Annotated in this window: 21 protein-coding genes and 1 pseudogene; 11 read left to right on the top strand and 11 right to left on the bottom strand. The window is 48.5% G+C overall.

Annotated elements, in window-relative coordinates; all coding sequences use genetic code 11:
* Nucleotides 1-16 precede the first annotated feature (16 nt).
* The 6 genes from MES37_RS00385 to MES37_RS00360 all read left to right on the top strand — a co-directional run bounded on the left by MES37_RS00385 (nucleotide 17) and on the right by MES37_RS00360 (nucleotide 6,346).
* Nucleotides 17-754, top strand: a complete 738-nt coding sequence (locus MES37_RS00385; protein WP_064539864.1) for a fimbrial chaperone — start codon at nucleotides 17-19, stop codon at nucleotides 752-754.
* A 45-nt stretch (nucleotides 755-799) separates the two neighbouring features.
* Entirely contained in the window at nucleotides 800-3,406 is a 2,607-nt protein-coding gene (locus tag MES37_RS00380) for an outer membrane usher protein (protein WP_237929889.1), read from the top strand.
* Nucleotides 3,407-3,444: 38 nt separating this feature from the next.
* Nucleotides 3,445-4,014, top strand: a complete 570-nt coding sequence (locus tag MES37_RS00375; RefSeq protein ID WP_273693525.1) for a fimbrial protein — start codon at nucleotides 3,445-3,447, stop codon at nucleotides 4,012-4,014.
* A gap of 30 nt (nucleotides 4,015-4,044) precedes the next feature.
* Nucleotides 4,045-4,620, top strand: a complete 576-nt coding sequence (locus MES37_RS00370; protein ID WP_133523126.1) for a fimbrial protein — start codon at nucleotides 4,045-4,047, stop codon at nucleotides 4,618-4,620.
* A gap of 105 nt (nucleotides 4,621-4,725) precedes the next feature.
* Entirely contained in the window at nucleotides 4,726-5,238 is a 513-nt protein-coding gene (locus tag MES37_RS00365; RefSeq protein WP_237929867.1) for a fimbrial-like protein, read from the top strand.
* A complete protein-coding gene (locus MES37_RS00360; protein WP_083963169.1) occupies nucleotides 5,231-6,346 on the top strand; it encodes a fimbrial protein in 1,116 nt (371 codons plus the stop codon). The genes MES37_RS00365 and MES37_RS00360 overlap by 8 nt, the downstream gene beginning before the upstream one ends.
* 39 nt (nucleotides 6,347-6,385) lie before the next feature.
* On the opposite strand, the gene MES37_RS00355 is transcribed toward MES37_RS00360, so the two are convergent.
* Entirely contained in the window at nucleotides 6,386-8,797 is a 2,412-nt protein-coding gene (locus MES37_RS00355; protein ID WP_269811528.1) for a glucose/quinate/shikimate family membrane-bound PQQ-dependent dehydrogenase, read from the bottom strand.
* Between the two features lie 160 nt (nucleotides 8,798-8,957).
* Between MES37_RS00355 and hpt the strand changes: the two genes are divergently transcribed.
* Entirely contained in the window at nucleotides 8,958-9,494 is a 537-nt protein-coding gene (gene hpt / locus MES37_RS00350; RefSeq protein WP_034460899.1) for a hypoxanthine phosphoribosyltransferase, read from the top strand.
* A 64-nt stretch (nucleotides 9,495-9,558) separates the two neighbouring features.
* Here hpt and can read toward each other — a convergent pair whose 3' ends face one another.
* Entirely contained in the window at nucleotides 9,559-10,239 is a 681-nt protein-coding gene (gene can / locus MES37_RS00345) for a carbonate dehydratase (protein ID WP_064539851.1), read from the bottom strand.
* 110 nt (nucleotides 10,240-10,349) lie between these two features.
* Between can and MES37_RS00340 the strand changes: the two genes are divergently transcribed.
* The 4 genes from MES37_RS00340 (at nucleotide 10,350) to MES37_RS00325 (ending at nucleotide 14,054) form a co-directional block, all read left to right on the top strand.
* Complete coding sequence (locus MES37_RS00340) at nucleotides 10,350-11,276, top strand: ABC transporter ATP-binding protein (protein WP_121814287.1); 927 nt, start codon at nucleotides 10,350-10,352, stop codon at nucleotides 11,274-11,276.
* On the top strand, nucleotides 11,273-12,043 hold the full coding sequence (locus tag MES37_RS00335; protein WP_064539845.1) for an ABC transporter permease: 771 nt from the start codon (nucleotides 11,273-11,275) through the stop codon (nucleotides 12,041-12,043). Before MES37_RS00340 ends, MES37_RS00335 begins: the two co-directional genes overlap by 4 nt.
* A 244-nt stretch (nucleotides 12,044-12,287) precedes the next feature.
* Nucleotides 12,288-12,719, top strand: a complete 432-nt coding sequence (locus MES37_RS00330) for a PTS sugar transporter subunit IIA (RefSeq protein ID WP_064539843.1) — start codon at nucleotides 12,288-12,290, stop codon at nucleotides 12,717-12,719.
* Between the two features lie 84 nt (nucleotides 12,720-12,803).
* Nucleotides 12,804-14,054, top strand: a complete 1,251-nt coding sequence (locus MES37_RS00325; protein ID WP_064539841.1) for a polysaccharide deacetylase family protein — start codon at nucleotides 12,804-12,806, stop codon at nucleotides 14,052-14,054.
* 105 nt (nucleotides 14,055-14,159) lie between these two features.
* Here MES37_RS00325 and panD read toward each other — a convergent pair whose 3' ends face one another.
* The 9 genes and pseudogenes from panD to thpR all read right to left on the bottom strand — a co-directional run bounded on the left by panD (nucleotide 14,160) and on the right by thpR (nucleotide 21,268).
* The gene (gene panD, locus MES37_RS00320) at nucleotides 14,160-14,540 is read right to left on the bottom strand and encodes an aspartate 1-decarboxylase (protein ID WP_232886625.1); all 381 of its coding nucleotides are present in this window, start codon (nucleotides 14,538-14,540) and stop codon (nucleotides 14,160-14,162) included.
* A 98-nt stretch (nucleotides 14,541-14,638) separates the two neighbouring features.
* Nucleotides 14,639-15,493 carry a pantoate--beta-alanine ligase gene (panC, locus tag MES37_RS00315; protein WP_237929865.1) on the bottom strand — a complete coding sequence of 285 codons (855 nt, stop codon included), beginning with the start codon at nucleotides 15,491-15,493 and terminating at the stop codon, nucleotides 14,639-14,641.
* Between the two features lie 13 nt (nucleotides 15,494-15,506).
* Complete coding sequence (panB, locus tag MES37_RS00310) at nucleotides 15,507-16,301, bottom strand: 3-methyl-2-oxobutanoate hydroxymethyltransferase (protein WP_064539836.1); 795 nt, start codon at nucleotides 16,299-16,301, stop codon at nucleotides 15,507-15,509.
* Nucleotides 16,302-16,348: 47 nt separating this feature from the next.
* Nucleotides 16,349-16,828, bottom strand: a complete 480-nt coding sequence (folK, locus tag MES37_RS00305) for a 2-amino-4-hydroxy-6-hydroxymethyldihydropteridine diphosphokinase (protein ID WP_064539834.1) — start codon at nucleotides 16,826-16,828, stop codon at nucleotides 16,349-16,351.
* A complete protein-coding gene (pcnB, locus tag MES37_RS00300) occupies nucleotides 16,825-18,222 on the bottom strand; it encodes a polynucleotide adenylyltransferase PcnB (protein ID WP_208111337.1) in 1,398 nt (465 codons plus the stop codon). Before pcnB ends, folK begins: the two co-directional genes overlap by 4 nt.
* Before the next feature lie 56 nt (nucleotides 18,223-18,278).
* A pseudogene (gene gluQRS / locus MES37_RS00295) lies at nucleotides 18,279-19,174 on the bottom strand (tRNA glutamyl-Q(34) synthetase GluQRS).
* Nucleotides 19,175-19,375: 201 nt separating this feature from the next.
* Complete coding sequence (gene dksA, locus MES37_RS00290; protein WP_034493443.1) at nucleotides 19,376-19,831, bottom strand: RNA polymerase-binding protein DksA; 456 nt, start codon at nucleotides 19,829-19,831, stop codon at nucleotides 19,376-19,378.
* 192 nt (nucleotides 19,832-20,023) lie between these two features.
* The gene (gene sfsA / locus MES37_RS00285; RefSeq protein ID WP_064539827.1) at nucleotides 20,024-20,728 is read right to left on the bottom strand and encodes a DNA/RNA nuclease SfsA; all 705 of its coding nucleotides are present in this window, start codon (nucleotides 20,726-20,728) and stop codon (nucleotides 20,024-20,026) included.
* On the bottom strand, nucleotides 20,729-21,268 hold the full coding sequence (thpR, locus tag MES37_RS00280; protein ID WP_064539826.1) for an RNA 2',3'-cyclic phosphodiesterase: 540 nt from the start codon (nucleotides 21,266-21,268) through the stop codon (nucleotides 20,729-20,731).
* Nucleotides 21,269-21,283 lie beyond the last annotated feature (15 nt).

Genomic DNA, 21,283 nt, shown 5'->3' with positions numbered 1-21,283 from the left:
TTACCGGTATATCATTATGAGCTTCATTAATTACAAGAGAGTATATTCTTTAGTCGTCTTCTTGAGCGCTTGGTTTGTGGCTTCTAACTGTTATGCCGATATTGTTATTTCGGGTACCCGGATTATCTATCAGCAATCTGCGAAAGATGTTTCGGTTAAACTCGATAATCGTGGGCAAAAGCCTTTGCTTGTCCAGTCATGGCTGGATGATGGGCGTGATTCTGTGAATCCGCAGGAGTTAAAGCTTCCTTTTTTAGTCACCCCACCAGTTTCACGTATTGATCCAAATAAAGGGCAGACAATCAGGATTACTTCTCTTGGGGCTGAGTTACCGAAGGATAAAGAAAGTCTCTTTTGGTTTAACGTACTGGAAGTACCGCCTAAAGCTAAAAATACAGATGGTGAGAATATTGTCCAACTTGCTTTCCGTACACGGATAAAAATGTTCTATCGTCCTGATGGTTTACAAGGTACTCCTGAAGAAGCGGCCACGAAATTACAATGGTCATTAAGAAAAGATGCGCAGGGAGTATATGCAGAAGTAAAAAATAGCTCTCAATATTATGTGTCATTCAGTGATGCTACATATTTAAATAACAATAAAAAATATAGCATTGATACCAGTGCTATAGCACCAGGTAGCAGTGCTTCCTTTAAGATAAAGGATCTTAGTAATACCGCCTCTGGTGGGAAAATAAAATATAGCGCAATAAATGACTATGGCGGAAGCATTGAGCGTGAAGTGAATATCTAACTTTTCAGGTGGACCTGGTTTATCATAATATGGATGTGTGCTATCGTGCGTGGCTTAACGAGATACTATAGTCCGTTATTTTTAATAGGTACTTTATTATCAGTACCTATTTATGCGGAAGAGAATCACGAACAAATATCTTCTTCAGAAGACGGTGTTGAGTTCAACGATCAATTTCTCTTTAACACAGACAGCAGTGGCAAGGTGGATGTCAGCCGTTTCTCTCACGGGAACCCGGTATTACCTGGCGTTTACAGTGTTGTCGTATATGTTAATAACGCTGCAAAATATAATGGGAAAATCACATTCAAAGCCAATGGTACTGATATTGCTTCACCCTGTATTACTCAGTTGCTATTGTCTCAGTTAGGAATAGACACCTCTACTATTAAGTTTGTTGCGGAAGAAGAGGATGCTTCCTCCGAGCAGGCGACCTGTTACGACTTAAGTGCAATTTATTCTGGTTCTCATGTCAGCTTTGCCAGCGAAGAGCAACGACTGGATATTTCGTTGCCACAAATATATGTTCTTAAGCGCCCAAAAGGGTATATCGATCCTTCTTTGTGGGATAGCGGCGTCAACGCGGCCATGCTCTCTTACGATCTGAATGCATATACCTCCAACAATGATGGCGACATGGCTCAAAGCGCTTATATGGGGCTTAATTATGGTGTGAACCTGGGGGCATGGCGTTTTCGATCTCGTGGTTCGGCTAATTGGTCGAAAGATAATGGCAGCGGATATGAAAGCCAGGATATTTATGTCCAGCGTGATATTCCGTCACTGAAATCTCAGTTTGTTATCGGTGATACCTTTACCAGCGGGGATACTTTCGATTCAGTGAGTTTGCGAGGGATCCGTTTATACAGCGATACCCGTATGCAACCTGGTGGGGAAGAAAGCTATGTACCAGTAGTACGCGGGGTGGCTAACAGCAATGCCAAGGTTACCGTGCGCCAGAGTGGCAATACCATTTACGAAACCACTGTACCGCCAGGCCCCTTCGCTATCGATGACCTGAATCCATCGGGTTCTGGTAGCGATCTTGATGTAACAGTTGAAGAGGCCGATGGTAGCAAACGTAGCTTTTCTATCCCCTTCTCTTCGGTTACTCAAATGTTGCGTCCGGGTACTGCGCGTTGGGATTTTGGCCTGGGTGAACTCAATGATGAGACTCCCGGTAACAAACCTAAAGTCGTTGTGGCTTCCGGATATTATGGGATCAATAATCTTTTAACCGGCTATACCGGTATTGAATTCACGGATACTGATTATTTCGCTGCTTTACTCGGTGTGGCGGTAAATACTTCTTTCGGCGCAATAGCATTAGATGTAACACAGTCGCAGGCGGATATCGAAACTGTTGGAACACTGCAGGGGCAGAGCTATCGTCTTACATTTAGTAAACTGCTGGAAATGACCGATACCTCGTTCAACGTTACCGCATATCGGTTCTCAACGACGGACTACCTTAGTTTAAGTGATGCAAGTAGTTTAAATAATGATATCGATAGTACTAATAATGCTGATGGAAATGAAAACAGCTGGAACAATTTTGATCGACAGAAAAACCAAGTCCAGGTGAGTATCAACCAACTGCTGCAAGCCGGAGATAATAACTACGGTTCCGTTTATTTAACCGGGAGTTGGGAAGATTACTGGAATAATAGTAAAACAACGTCACAGTATTCATTTGGTTATAGCAATTCATTTAGCTGGGTGAGCTATAATCTCTCGTTGCAGCGTGCTTATAACGTCAATGGTGAAGAAGATGACCGTGCGTATATAGGTTTAAGTATTCCGTTTGGTAATCTACCCGGACATGATATTCGCAAAGGAGGGTTCAATAACATGAATGCTTCCATCAGCAGTGATTTTAAAGGGAATTCTCAGGCTGATGTTTCTGCATCGGGTAATTCTGCAGACAACCGCTATAACTATAGTGTGAATGCATCTTCAACATTGTCGGAGTCTCAGGATTTAACTCAGATTGGTGGTTATGGCAGTTACAATAGTGCCTATGGACCTATAAGCGTGTCTGCTTCTATAAATGATCACAGTGGACAACAAGCTTCATTTGGCAATAGCGGTGGTGTCGTTATTCATTCAGGTGGAATAACCTTTTCACCCGGAAACATAGGCACAACAAGTACGATCGCTTTGGTAAAAGCCAAAGGGGCGAAAGGCGCAAAAATGACCAACGGTGATGGAGAAATCGATGGGCATGGTTACGCGGTGGTGCCTTATCTTTCGCCATATCGTGAAAATACCATTGGGTTGAATATTGATACTCTGGAAAATGATGTGGCAATTATGAACACCAGTACCACTGCTATTCCGCGTGATGGTGCTGTCGTGCGTGTTGATTTTGCCACTGAAGAGGGGCGCTCGGTACTTCTTGAACTCATTCGTAATGATAAAGGTTTTATTCCGTTGGGGGCTGATGTCTATGATGAAAATAATAATGTTGTAGGTAGCGTGGGCCAGGCGGGACGTGCGTTTGTCAGGGGTATTAATGACGCAGGACGATTAACGATTCGCTGGGGAAACAAGTCTGAAGAACAATGCACAGTAAATTATCAGATCCCTGCGAATGCGCAAACAATCGGTTTAACCACGGTATTAACTAACCAAAGTTGTCATGTGAATTAATAATAGGTAGTTATTTATTATAATCAAGGAGGAGTTCAATGAGGTCAAATTCATCGATAGCAAAATTACTATGTGTTTCATGTGGAATATTATCCAGTAACATTTATGCTACAGATCTGACTGTCAATTTTACTGCGAATATTCGGGAAACTACGTGTGATATGCGCATTACCGGTGGCACGGGAAATAATCAAAATAATACTATTGCCATTGGTAATTCAGGGAAAACATCTTTAGATAAGATATTATCCGGTGACGCCAGCGTTTCGGTTCCCTTTTCACTGGATATCGTGACATGCCCATCGAGCCTGGCAGTAATAAAAACCACTATAACTGGCACTCAATCTGGAATTGTCCCTACATTAATCATCAATGGTATTACAAGTACTGACAAGGCAGATTATCTTGGGGTTTCAGTAGCGAGAGCTTCAGGTGGCGAGGCATTCACTATTAACTCAACGGTAGATGCTAAGCGTTTGGTTTGGACTACCAGTGAAATAGCTGCTAAGAAAGTTAATTTGTTAGCAAAGCTTGTGCCTACGGATGCCACGAAGGTCACAACGGGTGCTTTTAATGCCACTGCAATATTTAACTTCACTTATGAATAATTTTTCTCGCTCAGATCAAGGAGTGCGATCATGAAGAATATAAATCTAAAAATCTATTTCTTATCTCTGTTTGCAAGTCTATTTTCCATATCATCCGCTTACGCTATTACGGGTACGGATAGTGTGACTGCAACATTTACCTCGACTGTAGAAGCGGGGACTTGCAATGCTCAAATAAAGGATAGTGCAGGAGCGGCTACGTCAACTATTTCTTTCGGCGATGTATTTAAATCTGATTTACAGACGAAGGCTCGTGTCGAGAATTTTAAGTTAGCGTTTAGCGGCTGTTCTGGGGTCAAGAGTGCCATGGTGAGCACACAAATTAGCGGCGGGGGGTGCTCTGGCCTAAATGGCGATGGAACCTCATATCCAAATTATACGGGCACTGCGGCAGCAACTGCCGTTGAGATATGGCGCGGTCTGCCGGACAGCGGTACAGAATTTAGCTGTAAAGATCGTTCCATCCCTCAGGAACTTGCTATTTCTGGAAGTACGCTTGATGTTGCTATGAATGCCAGAATGGTGATTGGGAATGAGCGCTCAATTGACGAGGTTACTGCCGGTACCTTCCAAGTCCCGATTACTTTTGTTATCACTTACAAATAAGGTTTGGTTATGATATCCCACCGGTCTCGTGGAGCTATTTTTAGGTACCTGGCACTATTCATTTTAGCAAGTGGCACCTCTTTAGCGTGCGAGGCTGGTGTGGATATGAATATCAACGCCAACATAATTAATAATACCTGTAATGTGACGGTAGAAAATAATGGCAGTGTGCATTTGCCGACGGTGAGTCGGGATTATTTTTCACCACGCGGCAATCCTCCAGCACCGTTGTCTCCTACAGATGCTGCAGGCGGGCAACCTTTTAAAATTACAGTTGATGACTGCGTTGACTGGGTTCAGGGTGAGGCAAACCGCCTTCATTTTCAGTTTAAACCCGTTTCGGAACAATTTCCTGCGCAGTCAAAACAAGTCTTTATTAATGAAGCTTCCCCTTCGTCAGGCGGTGCGGAGAACGTTGGTGTTGTCATTTTCTCTGCGCTGACAAATACCAATGTCTTGAAGAGTGATGGTAGTTCCGATGTTATTTATGACGTGCAGGATCAAACATCTTCAGAGTATTTAACAGATTATCTCTTTTATGCCCGTTACCAGAATACGGGAGTCGTTTCAGCTGGAAGAGTGGCTTCGAATATTATGGTGAGTGTAATTTATGATTAACCTGCAATGTCTGAAAATTCTACCCGTGGGTAGAATGTTACTGCTGATAATGTCTTCATTTTATATCTTATGCAGTACGCCAGTTATCGCTGCAACATTTTGTCAATTTGAATCGCCTTATTCAGTGACAATACCTTCGAACACCATTTCTGTATATCAGTTTACAGGTGTCAATAATGCGCCCTATGTGAGACTGACGCCAAGTTGGATATCACTTACTGAGACTAGTGCTATTAATACTGACTGCTATAATGGCAGGGGGTATCTGTATTTTAATCAAATATCAGGCAATGCGCAGAATGTTGTCATTAAAGATACCAATACCGGTGACTCAGGTGGTAGTAATAATTATTCAACTTTCTTTAGAACCACTATTCCAGGTATCGTCTATGAGGTGGCCATAATATGTCGCGCCCACAAAAGTAATGGATGCGATGGCGGTATAAGAAACAACCAGACTTTGCCACTTGGAGCAACTAATAACTGGGGGCATCTCGGCAGCGAATCGTACCCATGGGATAGAGATAGTCAAACCTATGGAATTTACATGAGGATTTATCAAACTCCTGACTACAAATGGGCTCCAGGCCAGACGGTTGCGCATCCAATAGCAGGAAGATTAACGACGTTACAAATGAGTGATTTTAATACGGACGTGCTTACTAATAGTGCAATTAGTATTAATCTTCTAAACAGTTTTCCTACCTGTAGCACTGCGGTTGTCGCAGGTACCAACGTTAGCGGAAATACACTAGCGCTTGGTGAATATGATATGGATGACTTGAATAGAAAGGACCCCGTACCTTTTTCACTTAAAATGACTCAGTGCGTGGGTACAAAAGTTAAGGTCAAACTTAATACTAATTCCAGGGAAGATAGCAGCCAGTTATTAAAAAATACCACGACGACTTCCAGTGGTAGCACCGGCGTAGCATTACGAATTAAGAACGGCAGTTCAACGGTCGTCCCGGATGGCTCTTCTACCTTTAGTGTATCAATGACTGGCTCAACGACTATAAATCTGACCGCACAATTAGAGAAAAATGGTAAATCTACCCGACCGGGTTCTTTTACCTCGCAGGCTGTTTTTACTATCTCCTATGAATAAAATTATCTCCCGGCAGGTTGCCTGCCGGGAGATAATGGTTTATTTAACGTCCGGCAAAGCGTAAGCGACGATGTAATCGCCCATCTTCGTCCCGAAGGATCCGTGGCCACCTGCAGAAATCACCACGTACTGCTTGCCATTCACTTCATAGGTCATCGGCGTTGCCTGGCCACCGGCTGGCAGACGCGCTTCCCACAGTTTTTCACCGTTGCTCATGTTATAAGCACGCAGGTAGTTATCTGCGGTTGCGCCAATGAACAACACATTCCCGGCGGTAGAAATTGGGCCGCCCAGCATTGGCATCCCCATTTTAAACGGCAGCGGAAGCGGCGAACTGTCGCGCACTGTCCCGATACGTTTTTTCCACACCACTTCGTTGGTTTTCAAATCTACCGCAGAGATGTAACCCCAGGCCGGTTGCTTACACGGCAAGCCGAACGGAGAAAGGAACGGGTTCAGCGTCACGCCAAATGGTACGCCGTACTGCGGCTGAATGCCGGATTCAGAACCACTGCCTTTAGCATCTTTTGGCGGCTCCATCGGGTTACCTGGCCCGCGTGGCATCAGTTTAGAAACAAACGGCAGTGCCATTGGGTTGGCAATCGCCACCTGACGGTTAGGGTCGACTGAAATCCCACCCCATTCGAACATCCCCAGGTTCCCCGGGAACACCAGCGTGCCTTGCTCAGAAGGCGGCGTGAAGATGCCTTCATAACGTAGGTTGTGGAAGATAATGCGGCAGACCATTTGATCGTAAAGGGTCGCACCCCACATATCGGCACCGCTCAGGTCTTTCTTCGGACGGAAACTCAAATCCGAGAATGGCTGAGTTGGCGTCACGTAGTCACCTTTCGCCGCACCTTGTGGAACTGGTTTTTCCGGAGCCGGAACAACCAGTTTACCGTCACGACGGTCGAGCACAAAGATGTTGCCGGTTTTCGCAGGCGCGTAGATAACCGGAACGGTTTCGCCTTTAACGGTAATATCGGCAAGCGTTGGCTGCGACGGCATGTCCATATCCCACAGGTCGTGGTGCACCGTTTGATAAGACCACACCAGTTTGCCGGTGGTCGCGTTCAGCGCCACGATGCTGCTGGCAAAACGCTCTTGTTCCGGTGTGCGGTTGCCACCCCAAATATCTGGCGTGGTGACACCCATCGGCAGATACACTAAATCCAGCTTCGCGTCATAGGCCGCAGGTGCCCAGGAGTTCGGCGAGTTAAGGCTGAAATGGTGCTCGTCGCCTGGAATTGTATTCGGGTCTTTGGCTCCCGGGTCGAATGCCCACAGCAGTTTGCCGCTGTTGACATCAAAACCACGGATCACGCCAGACGGCTCGCGAGTGGAGTAGTTATCGGTCACTGCACCGGCAATCACGATCACTTTATCGGTGATAATCGGTGGTGATGTCGGTTCATACATCCCTGGAGTGGTCACCGGCATGTTGGTTTGCAGGTTCAGAATGCCTTTGTTAGCAAAGCTTTCGCAAAGCTGGCCGTTATCGGCATTAATCGCAAACAGACGGCCATCATTCACTGGAAGAATGATTCGACGAGGGCAGTCAGAAACCACATCCGCACTCGCGTTATCAGCCGTTGCTTCGTGGTAAGAAACACCACGGCAGGTCACATGCTGGAACGAAGGATTGGTATCCAGACGCGGATCGAATTTCCACTTCTGCTTACCGGTTGCCGCATCCAGCGCGAACAGTTGCTGGTGAGCGGTACACAGGTACAGCGTATCGCGGACTTTAATCGGGGTGACTTCGTTAGTGATTTCACCCGGATCGGTTGGGCGCTTCACATCGCCAGTCTGGAAAGTCCACGCTTCTTTAAGCTGACCGACATTTTTATCGTTGATCTGTTTTAGAGGAGAGTAGCGCTGTCCTTCCTGATTGCGGCCATATGCAGGCCAGTCGGCATCAGGAATTGCGGAACTTGCTGCCACAGGAGCCTGCGCATCCGCACTGAGCGTACCGTTGATTTCTTGGGGATCGTTAAACACGGCCCAGGCCAATACCACCACGGTAATTGCCAGCACCGCGCCAAGTGCTGCTGCGGCACCCGAAGAAGGCAGAGTCAGATGACGATAAACGAATGGCAGCAGCAGCCATACGCCGAAGAAGAACAGTACGTCTAAACGTGGTGTTAATGCCCAGAAGTCGAAACCTACTTCCCAGACACCCCACGCCGCGGTGCAAAGCAGTAATGCGGCGTAAATCCCCAGCGCCAGCGCTTTACGTTGCCAAAGTAACACTGCGGTGATTAACATCACCACCCCGGCAATCGGGTAATACCATGACCCACCAATTGCCACTAACCATATCCCGCCAATGAGTAAATACAGCCCAGTTAATACCGCAAACAGGACTGTTAAGGTTGCGATGACTCGCGAACCGGAGTTATTTGTTTTCACAATTATCACGCTCTTAAAAATTTGATAGCAATTCATTATAGTTATTAACAAACGTGATATTCATCACATAAATGGCTTTTTTACTGATAGCGCATGCGAATGTGTTTTGCTGGTATACTGCTGGCCTGAATATTTTATGTTGGTTGAAATTTAATCGACATCGAATGATTTATTTTTAAATCATATGGTTATAACTATGAAACATACTGTTGAAGTGATGATCCCCGAAGCGGAGATCAAAGCCCGTATCGCTGAATTGGGTCGTGAGATCACTGAACATTATCGTGATAGCGGTAGTGATATGGTGCTGGTTGGCTTGCTGCGTGGCTCATTTATGTTTATGGCTGACTTGTGCCGTGAAGTTCAAGTGCCCCACGAAGTCGATTTTATGACCGCATCCAGTTATGGCAGTGGCATGTCTACCACCCGCGATGTGAAAATCCTCAAAGACCTCGATGAAGATATTCGCGGCAAAGACGTGCTGATCGTCGAAGATATTATCGATTCTGGTAATACGCTGAGCAAAGTGCGCGAAATTCTGAGCCTGCGTGAGCCAAAATCACTGGCCATTTGTACGCTGCTGGATAAACCAGAGCGCCGCGAAGTGGACGTGAACGTGGAGTGGGTTGGTTTCGCCATTCCTGACGAGTTCGTGGTGGGTTATGGCATTGACTACGCTCAGCGTTATCGCCATCTGCCATACGTCGGTAAAGTGGTTTTGTTAGACGAATAAGTTGAGCAAACGCCCAATCACCGATAAATAAAAAGGGCCTTTAAGGCCCTTTTTGCTATCTGAGTTACTGCGAAGGTGTTCTATTCTTGTGGCTGCGATGGGAGTTTTGCAGATTCGAAATCCCGCTGCGGTAACCTTTTTCCAGCGATTCACGGCTAGTGGCGGTGACTTCTAAATCGCGCAGGCGACCATCATGAATCCCGTAAGCCCAGCCATGTACTGTGACTTTCTGCCCGCGTTTCCATGCTGATTGCATAATGGTGGAATGGCCGAGGTTATAAACCTGTTCCATGACATTCAGCTCGCAAAGCGTATCCAGACGTTGCTCTGGTGGGAGTTCTCCCAACAGCGAACTATGCTTGAACCAGATATCGCGGATGTGCAGCAGCCAGTTGTTGATAAGCCCTAAATCTGGGTTCTCAACCGCTGCTTGTACGCCGCCGCATCCGTAGTGGCCGCAAATGATAATGTGTTCAACTTCAAGAACATCAACGGCGTACTGCACTACAGAAAGGCAATTTAGATCCGTATGAATGACCAGGTTTGCCACGTTACGGTGAACAAATAATTCGCCAGGCTCAAGGCCGGTCAGACGTTCAGCGGGTACGCGACTATCAGAACAGCCGATCCACAAGAAGCGCGGTTTTTGGGCCTGAGACAAACGTTCAAAAAAGCCCGGGTCTTCGTCCTCCATCAGTTTTGACCAGACCTGGTTATTGCTGATGAGGGTATCAATGTCTTTCATGGAGGTTAACAACCTGTAACGGAAGAAGTGCGTTGAGGTAATATAGGGCAACTGAAATAATTTTTAAACGGCATAATTTTTTTTGTACCGGACAAGGTAACCGTATATCCATGACTATTGCATTAGAGCTGGAACAGTTAACGAAAACCTATCCCGGCGGTGTTCAGGCGCTGCGCGGCATAGATCTTCGTGTTGAAGCAGGGGATTTTTATGCTCTGCTGGGGCCGAACGGCGCAGGAAAATCCACCACCATCGGGATTATTAGCTCGCTGGTTAATAAAACCTCTGGCCGGGTGCGTGTGTTTGGATACGACCTGGAAAAAGACGTGGTTAACGCTAAACGTCAGCTCGGGTTGGTGCCGCAGGAATTTAACTTCAACCCGTTTGAAACCGTGCAGCAAATTGTCGTTCATCAGGCGGGCTATTATGGTGTTGAACGAGCTGATGCCATCGCACGTAGCGAAAAGTACCTGAAACAGCTCGATCTGTGGGAAAAACGCAACGAACGTGCGCGTATGTTATCTGGTGGCATGAAGCGCCGTTTAATGATTGCCCGTGCCTTAATGCACGAACCAAAATTGCTGATCCTTGATGAACCCACCGCGGGCGTCGACATCGAGCTGCGCCGTTCTATGTGGGGTTTCCTGAAGGATTTAAACGACAAAGGCACTACTATCATTTTGACCACTCACTATCTTGAAGAAGCAGAAATGCTGTGCCGCAACATCGGTATTATTCAAAATGGCGAGTTGGTTGAAAATACCTCCATGAAATCACTGCTTTCAAAGCTGAAGTCAGAAACGTTTATCCTCGATCTTGCGCCTAAAAGCCCACTTCCGCAGCTGGATGGTTACCAATATCGCCTGGTTGATACTTCCACCCTGGAAGTAGAAGTGCTGCGCGAACAGGGAATCAACAGCGTGTTTAGCCAGTTAAGTTCTCAAGGGGTTCAGGTACTAAGTATGCGTAACAAAGCTAACCGTCTTGAAGAGCTGTTTGTCACGCTGGTTAACGGTCATAAAGGAGACCAGGCATGATGCATCTCTATTGGGTGGCGTTAAAAAGTATCTGGACCAAAGAAGTCCACCGTTTCACGCGTATCTGGATACAAACTCTCGTCCCACCGGTCATCACTATGACCTTGTATTTCATCATTTTTGGTAATTTGATTGGCTCGCAAATCGGCTCAATGCATGGTTTTACCTACATGCAGTTCATCGTGCCGGGTTTGATCATGATGGCGGTGATCACCAACTCTTATGCCAACGTTGCTTCCTCTTTCTTTAGCGCTAAATTCCAGCGCAACATTGAAGAACTACTGGTGGCGCCGGTGCCGACGCATATTATTATCGCCGGTTATGTTGGTGGTGGTGTGGCGCGTGGCTTGTGTGTTGGTATTCTGGTTACCGCTGTGTCGCTGTTCTTTGTGCCGTTCCAGGTGCATTCATGGCTGTTTGTTGCGTTAACTCTGCTGTTGACGGCGATTCTGTTCTCGCTGGCCGGTTTGTTGAACGCGGTGTTTGCTAAAACATTTGACGATATCAGTCTGATCCCAACCTTCGTGCTGACCCCGCTGACCTATTTAGGTGGCGTGTTTTACTCTCTTTCATTGCTGCCTCCATTCTGGAAAGCGCTGTCTCACCTTAACCCGGTGGTGTATATGATCAGCGGCTTCCGTTATGGTTTCCTCGGCATTAACGATGTCCCGTTGCTGTTTACCGTTGCCGTGCTGGTGGGCTTTATTCTGGCCTTCTACATTCTGTGCTGGTATCTGATTCAGCGTGGCCGTGGTCTACGTAGCTAAGAGACTGATGACAAAGCTCTTTCGTAGGTCGGATAAGCGATAGCGTCATCCGACATCACTGGCGTAAATGGTGGATGGCGCTATCGCTTATCCACCCTACAAAACCTGTTCTGTGACCTTTGTCAGCAATCTTACCTCCCCGCAAGGGGAGGTAAACATCCTTCTTTCTTACCCAGTTTTGATTAGCATCAGGGTGCTTATTTTTCGCTCTGGCACACTGTCGCTCCGCAAAAAGGAGAAGGCCATGTTGGGTTGGGTTATTGCCGGTCATGACTATTATGCTCAGGATATGCTCGATGCGATTGAGCGACGTTTTGGCCCACAGCCGCAATGCTGTGCGGTAAATTACTGGCAAGGGCTTAGCACCAATATGCTCAGCCGTATGATGTGTGATGCGTTGTACAATTGTGATTCTGGTGATGGCGTGATCTTTCTGACGGATATTACTGGCGCGGCTCCTTACCGTACTGCGGCACTGATTAGCCACCAGCATCCCCATTGTGAAGTGATTTCAGGCGTCACACTGCCGCTGCTGTTTGCGATGCGTGCGCACCGTGAAACACAAACTGGCGAAGCATTCCGTGAACTTATTGTTGAGCATGGCGGGGGCGACGTCACCAGCCTTTGGCATCAGCAGCAGAAAAACCCACCGTTTGTGTTACTCCACCAATATTGAGCGGAAAGGTTGGTATTGAGTGGACTTTTGTTAGAATAACCGCTTCTTCTCGCCATTGAGACACCCAGTGTTATCAAACTTGTTATGCTAACTCGCCTTTTCTTTACCGTGCTGATGCTGATTGGTGGCAGTAGCGCCAATGCCAGCCTGCTCAGTAGCCATCACACTCCCGCACAATATATGCAAACCACAGAAGATGCTGATATTTGGGCACAGGTGGGGGATAAAGTCATTTCTGTCGGTAATATTCAGGAAGGGCAAATCCTGGCCGTAGTGCCTACTGCGGCAGATTATTACGAGTTCAATTTTGGTTTTGGCACCGGGTTTATTGATAAAACACACCTTGAACCGGTAGCAGGAAAACAACGTGTTGAAGACCGTCTGGGTGATTTGCACAAACCGTTGAGCAACCAAAATCTGGTCACCTTCCGCGATATCACGGTATATAACGCACCGAGCAGCGGTAGTGCTCAGTTCGGTACGCTGGCAGACAATTTGCGTTACCCGATTATTGCCAGCTTAAAAGACCACCTCAATCAAACTTGGTATCAAATCCGCATTGGTAACCGCCTCGGGTATGTCAGCAGCCTTGATGCGCAGCCCGATAACGGCATTCCGGTGCTGACTTATCACCATATTTTGCGTGATGAAGAGAACACTCGCTTCCGTCATACCTCAACCACGACTTCGGTGGTGGCCTTCAACAACCAGATGACCTGGCTGCGCGATATGGGCTATACCACGCTGACGATGTATCAACTTGAAGGTTATGTGCGTAACCGGATGAATATGCCAGCACGTGCGGTGGTGATTACCTTTGATGACGGACTGAAATCGGTTTATCGCTATGCATACCCAATTCTCAAACAGTACGGCTTTAAGGCAACCTCATTTATCATTTCGTCACGTATTAAAGCGCACCCGCAACTCTGGAACCCGAAGGCACTGCAATTTATGAGTATTTCGGAATTGCAGGCCAGCCAGGATGTGTTTGATGTTCAGTCGCATACCCATTTCCTGCATCGCGTTGACGCTAACCGCCAGCCGACACTGTTACGTCGTAGCTATCGTAATATCCTGCTTGATTTTGAACACTCAAGACGCGCCCTGGCGCAGTTTAATCCGCATGTTTTGTACCTCTCGTATCCGTTTGGTGGATATAACGATAAGGCTGTGAAAGCGGCGAACGATGCGGGATTCCATATGGCGGTGACAACGGTGCGTGGGAAGGTGAAGCCGGGGGATAATCCGTTTTTGCTAAAACGGCTATATATTTTGCGGACGGATTCGCTGGAAACAATGTCGCGGTTGATTAGTAACCAGCCGCAGTCTTGAAAGGTATAATGGTTTTGTAGGGTGGATAAGCGAAAGCGTCATCCACCAAATGCGTCAATTATGTCGGGTGACGCTTCGCTTACCCGACCTACAAATCCTTAATGATTACGCTACCTGCACCGGCACAGCTTTCGCGAGGCGCTTCATTTCGTTGTCGCCATCGAAATAAGCTACCTTCGGTTGCCAGCTACGAGCTTGCTCATCTGGCATCGTCACATAAGTGGCGATAATCAGAATGTCGTCAACATCAGCACAGTGCGCGGCGGCACCATTAACGGAAATGATTTTGGAACCCCGTTCGCCAGCAATTGCGTAAGTTGAAAAACGCTTACCGTTGGTGACGTTATAAATATCAATGGCTTCATATTCCAGAATGCCAGCCGCCTCAAGGAAGTCCTGATCGATGGCGCAGGAACCTTCATAGTGCAAATCCGCCTGCGTCACTTTGACACGGTGAAGTTTGCCTTGCAGCATGGTGCGTATCATAGCTTAAACCTTCGTCACTATTGGGTTGCTTAAGCGGCAAACTCAGAGCTTGCCGCCGGAATTGAGTTGGGCAGTATTGCCCGATTTTGCCAGGCTGTCTACTGTGTGAGCTCGACCTGAACATTATCGATTAAACGCGCCTGGCCAAGCCATGCAGCCATTAACACGACAGCACGTTTGCTCTCAGCATCCAGCTCCAGCAAGCTATCCGCATCGCGGATTTGCAGGTCGTCTGAACGGAAACCTTTTTCATTCAGCTCGGTCGCGGCAATCGCTAACATTTCTTCAGTATCACGCTCGCCAGCACGCAGCTTATCGGCCAGAGACTGCATCACTTTATGCAGACCCGGTGCGATTTTGCGTTGTTCTGCACTCAGATAACCATTGCGTGAACTCAGCGCCAGGCCATCTTTCGCACGCACCGTTGGCACGCCAACTATCTCGATGTCGTAACCCATGTCCGCCACCATCTTGCGAATTAACGCCAGCTGCTGGAAGTCTTTCTCACCAAAGCAGGCGATGTCAGGTTGCACCATGTTAAACAGCTTGCTGACGATGGTAGAAACACCACGGAAATGCCCTGGACGGCTGGCACCTTCAAGCATGCTTGACAGCCCAGGCACTTCGACGAAGGTCTGGGAATCCAGGCCTTTCGGGAAAATATCGCCAGGTGCCGGCGCAAATACCAAATCCACTTTGCGGCGGTTTAGCTTCTCGCAATCTTCCTGCAACGTACGTGGATAGCGCGTTAAGTCATCCGGACGGTCAAACTGCATAGGATTAACAAAAATAGTGGTGACCACCACATCGGCGCGGCTTTTGGCATCATCGACCAGCTTCATATGCCCGTCGTGCAGGTTGCCCATGGTCGGCACCAGCGCGATGCGTTTGCCTTCCTGGCGCCAACGGCGAATCTGCTGACGTAACAGCGGTATCGTTTCGATAATCAACACAACCCTTCTCCTGTCAGTGGAAACTATGTTCTTCACCTGGATAGGTGCCGGACTCAACTTCGTTGATGTACAGACGCACCGCAGCACGCATGTCGCCGGTTCCGGTGAGGAAATTTTTAGCGAATTTTGGAATGTGACCGCCGGTAATACCGAAGGCGTCGTGCATCACCAGAATTTGCCCGTCAGTGACATTGCCCGCGCCAATACCAATAACCGGGATCGTCAGCGCGTCGGTAATGCGTTTTGCCAGCACAACCGGTACGCATTCCAGTACTAACAATTGAGCGCCTGCGGCTTCGAGCGCCACGGCATCGTCAAACAACGTTTGTGCGGCAGCTTCATCACGGCCCTGGATTTTATAACCACCAAAGATGTTCACGGATTGCGGCGTCAGGCCCAAATGCCCGCAGACCGGCACGGCACGTTCGGTCAGCATTTTGACGGTTTCGACCAGCCAGCGACCGCCTTCGATTTTGACCATGTTGGCACCAGCGCGCATCACTTCAGCGGAGTTAGCAAAAGCTTGTTCCGGGGTGGCATAAGCCATAAACGGCAGGTCTGCCAGCAACAGGCAATTCGGCGCGCCACGGCGTACTGCGCGAGTGTGGTAGGCAATATCTTCTACGGTGACTGGCAGCGTGGAGTCGTGGCCTTGAACGGTCATCCCTAATGAATCGCCAACCAGCATCACGCCAATGCCTTCTTCGGCAAACAGTTTGGCAAAGCTGAAATCGTAAGCGGTGATGGTGGCGAACTTGCGTTGAGCCTGTTTCCATTGGCGCAACTGAGACATAGTGATTGGTTTCATGGCAGTCCCGGTGAGGAATGATATTGATTAAATGAACGCGTCCGTGGTTACCAAAAAGTAATCCCATCCTGGGAGAGGTTTTCTAAAACTTTCGCGACTGGCAGGCCTTCGGGGAACGCGCAGTCAGGCGCAATTTCCAGCAATGGAACCAACATAAAAGCGCGGTTTTTCATATCGTAATGCGGCACTGTCAGCGTTGAAGTGGCAATAGTCAGATTACCGAACAGCATCATGTCGAGATCAAGCGTGCGTGGCCCCCAGCGTTCAGCTTTGCGCACTCGTCCGTGTTCCAGCTCTATACGTTGAGTATGGGCCAGTAATGTTTCGGGAGACAGTTCAGTTTCCAGTGCGACAGCAGCATTCAGGTAATCGGGTTGGTCTTGCGGGCCGAGCGGCGGGGTGCGATAGAAAGAGGAGATGGCAACCACCCGGCTTTGCGGGATGGCTGCAATGGCGTCGAGCGCATGAGTCACTTGCTCAAGCGGCGACGCCTGGTTGCTGCCTAGCGCGATATACGCAAGCGTCATGCACTTCCACCGCTGCGTGGTGCACGCTTACGCGGGCGACGATGGCGGCGGCGAACCGCAGGCTCATCACCTAACACATCAAGCATATCTTTTTGCGCCGGTGGAGCAGCCACCTGGAATTCACCCCACCATTTGGTCAGGCGTTGTAATTCCTGGTTGTTTTCCACTTCAGCACGCAGTGCCAACAAATCATACGCCGCGCGGAACTTAGGATGCTCCATCAGCTTCCAGGCGCGTTTGCCCTGGCGGCGTGACAGACGAAGCTGCAAGCCCCAGATATCACGAACCAGCGTGGTAATGCGTTTTGGAATCGCCAGCGCACGGCAGGCTTCATCCAGCACTTCGTTCATTGCTAATGCGAAGGCGTCCATATAGGCAAGGCCGCTTTCCTGAGTCAGCTTTTGAGCCATCTCCAGTTGCGGATACCAGAAAATGGCGGAGAACAAGAAGGCCGGATTAACGCGCATATCGTTATGAATGCGGTTATCGGTATTCTTCAGCACCTGAGTGATCATGCGCTCCATCGGGCTGTCACCTTGTTCGGTGAAGTAGCGAGTGATGGTCGGGAATAACGGCTGGAACAGCTGATATTCACGCAGCAATTCGTAAGTGTCATATCCATGGCCGGCTTGCAGAAGTTTCAGCGATTCTTCAAACAAACGGGCTGGAGGGACATCATTAATCAAGGTGGCTAAACGCGGAATAGGCTCGCCAGTTTCCGGGCTAATCGTCATATTCAGTTTGGCAGCAAAGCGCACCGCACGCAGCATGCGCACCGGGTCTTCGCGATAGCGCGTTTCAGGATCGCCGATTAAACGGATAACGCCATTGCGTAAATCACGCAGGCCACCAACATAATCGCGAACTGAGAAATCAGCCACGCTGTAATAGAGGCTGTTGATGGTGAAATCACGGCGCTGAGCATCTTCTTCGATTGAACCAAAGATGTTATCGCGCAACAGCATGCCGTTCTGGCCAGTCTGGGAAGTCTGTTTATCAGACTTTTGCTCTTCGTGGTGACCACGGAAAGTGGCAACTTCGATGATTTCCGGCCCAAACATCACATGAGCCAGGCGGAAGCGACGGCCAACCAGGCGGCAATTGCGGAACAGTTTACGCACTTGATCCGGTGTGGCGCTGGTAGTGACATCAAAGTCTTTCGGCTGTTTGCCGAGCAACAGGTCACGGACACCGCCACCCACGAGGTAAGCCTCGTAGCCTGCTTTGTTCAGACGATAGAGTACCTTGAGGGCATTTTCACTGATATCTTTGCGGGACAGAGCGTGCTGGTCACGCGGAATCACCGTGATTTGCGGGAGATCTTCATTCTCCTCGACCACGACGTCATCGCGGTTAAGCACCTTGCGGCAAAAATTAGCGACTCGGGTAAAAATAGTACACCTCGGCAGTGTCAATCATAGGGACAAAAAAAACAGCGGCTAATCATAGCTCAGTGTGCGGCATTTGAGAATGATGTATTCACGAAGAGCCTGGCACAACAGCCTGCAGCGACCAATTTTGCACCGCCAGACAGAGTAATTCGCTCAGCTTCAAATCTTGCCAGCCAGCAATTACTGGTTGGTTCAAAAACGTCAGCGCGGCATGAATAACCGGACGCGGATCGCCCTGAGCCAGGGCTGGCGCGTGATTTTGCTTCGATAACTTGGCGCCATTTTCGTTGAGTACCAGCGGTAAATGAACGTAATCAGGTACTGTCCAGCCAAACTGTTGATACAGAGAAATTTGTCGCACCGTAGGCTCAATTAAATCTGCACCGCGGACAATTTCGCTTACGCCCTGATAATTATCGTCCACTACTACAGCAAGATTATAGGCAAATAACCCATCGCGGCGGTGAATGATAAAATCTTCTCGCGCCAGATTTTCATCGGCAATTAGCTTCCCGCGTAGCTTATCTTCAAAGCTTAATACCGGATGATGCTGTACAAATCGTAGTGCCGCATTTTCTGGCCCATGATTCAGGGGGCGGCAATGGCCATCGTAGTAACCGCCAATTTGCTGAATACGGCTGCGGGTGCAAGTGCAGTAATAACTCAAACCTTGTTGTTGCAAGAAAGAGAGCGCTTCACGATAGGCTTCGTGCCGTTGGGATTGCCACAAAACCTCACCATCCCAGTGCAAACCGTAATGTTCTAATTGTTGCAATATCGTTGTGGCAGCGCCAGGAACTTCACGAGGCGGGTCGATATCTTCAATACGCACCAGCCAAAGGCCGCGTTGCGCGCGTGCTTGTAGGTAGCTGCCTAGTGCGGCAATCAGCGAACCAAAGTGGAGTTCACCTGAAGGCGAAGGGGCAAAGCGGCCAATGTAGCGAGATGTGGTCATCAGTTTTGTGACAGGCTAGAAATGAATAAGGCGGGAGAGTCTCCCGCCTTTGAAAGTATACCCGTCATACTTCAAGTTGCAGGTGCGTTGGCTGCACCCGTTCGCCCCGGTCACATAGCTATCTATGCTCCTGGGGACTTACGGTCTGGTCGCCTTCCTGCAACGCGAATTATTTTGGGTACGTGCTGAAATTGCGGGCTGTTAGCCAGCCATTTGTTTTTCGCGAATTTCTGCCAACGTTTTACAGTCAATGCACAAATCAGCTGTCGGGCGAGCTTCGAGACGGCGGATGCCGATTTCAACGCCACAAGATTCGCAGTAGCCGAAATCTTCGTCTTCTACTTTCTTAAGGGTCTTCTCGATTTTCTTGATCAGTTTACGTTCCCTGTCACGGTTACGCAGTTCGAGGCTGAATTCTTCTTCCTGGGCTGCACGGTCTACCGGGTCCGGGAAGTTTGCTGCTTCATCCTGCATATGCGTCACCGTGCGATCAACTTCATCCATAAGTTGGCTACGCCAGGCTTCAAGAATTAGCTTGAAGTGCGACAGCTGGGCTTCGTTCATATATTCTTCGCCCGCTTTCTCCTGATATGGCTCCACCCCAGCGATGGCGAGGATACTCAGGGACGATGTTTTACGCTTTTGCCCTTCTTGCATGTTGTTTCTCCTTAACACGCACTATCGGTCCCCTGGTAGGGGGAAAATCAGGCCGCTATAAATAGCAGATGCTTTTCAGGATGGCAATTATATAAATTCCTCTCTTGACAAGCCTGTGAAGAAAAGCGTATTTACGCGAGCCACCAGCATACAAAACAGACAAACGTTAACTGCTCTTTTATTAAGTAAAAATTATAGAAGGACAGGCAACGGCGAGGTTAGAGTCAGGCCTTTGTCCGAAAGTTCGGCCTTCCAGGCAATAATTTCTACTCCACACTGTTGCGCCTCGGATAACAATTGCGCGTATTTTGCATCGATGTGGCGTGCCGGGGAGACTTGAGTAATAGCCGAATGCAACACTGTAAACAGCAGCACCGCGCGTTCGCCCTGCAAAACCACGTTCATCAATTCCCGTAAATGCTTCTGGCCACGCAGGCTTACTGCATCCGGGAAATAGCCACAACCTTGTTGTGATAACGTGACTGATTTCACTTCAATATAGCAGTTAACTTTGCAACCTGCCTGCAACATAAAATCAATACGGCTGCGTTCGGCGCCGTACTTTACTTCGCTTTTAATTGTGCTGTAACCGGTTAATTCCGAAATAATTTCTTTTTCTAACGCTTCTTTAGCCACGGCATTCGCCCGCAGGGTATTTACGCAAATAAACTCCCCGTTCTGCGTCTGCGTCATTTCCCATGTGTGAGGGTATTTGCGCGTCGGGTTATCCGAAGTGGAATACCACACGGTGTCGCCAGGTGTGGCACAACCGGTCATTGCGCCGGTATTTGGGCAATGAAGCGTTAGCTCTTCACCGGAAGGTGTGATGACATCAGCCAGAAAACGTTTGTAGCGTTTGATTAACGTGGCCTGCTGCAACGGCGGAGAAAATTCCATTCACTCTTCCTTATTACTTAATGTCCAGCGTTGTAATTCCAGGTAACGCGTTCGCCCTTGTTTAAAAACAGACTCATACAACACAAATTCTTCAACCGGATATTGCCAGCGGAAATTAGGGGGCGGAATAGAGACTGCACGCGAAGTGTTACGATAAATCGTGATATGTGGATGAAACGGCTGCGGGCTTTGGTAACAGCCGCTGCGCGCTGCCTGGGAGCGTAACATATTTGCCAGTTGAATCAGCCCCAAAGGCGCATGGCGCGGGCCAATCCACACCACATTCGAGCGCAGCCACTGCCCGGCATCATCAATGGTCAGGGTAAAACCGCGCTGGCGAATACGTCCGGCTAACTGGCTGAGTGCTTTTTGCTTTTCAGCGCTGATATCACCCAAAAAGGCCAGCGTCAGGTGCAGGTTTGCCGCAGCAACCGGGCGACCAGCATCTTCAGGAAACTGCGTGGCGCGCCACTGGATAATCTGTTTTTGTACCTCTGCAGGTAATTCGAGGGCAAAGAACAGACGGCGAGTTTCAGCCATTGTGGGTCTCTCGGT

It is taken from the genome of Buttiauxella sp. S19-1, from assembly GCF_022134725.1.
In the GTDB taxonomy this organism is placed as follows: domain Bacteria; phylum Pseudomonadota; class Gammaproteobacteria; order Enterobacterales; family Enterobacteriaceae; genus Buttiauxella; species Buttiauxella ferragutiae.
The sequence above is the reverse complement of the archived record's forward strand: the minus strand, read 5'-3'. Positions and strand labels throughout refer to the sequence as shown.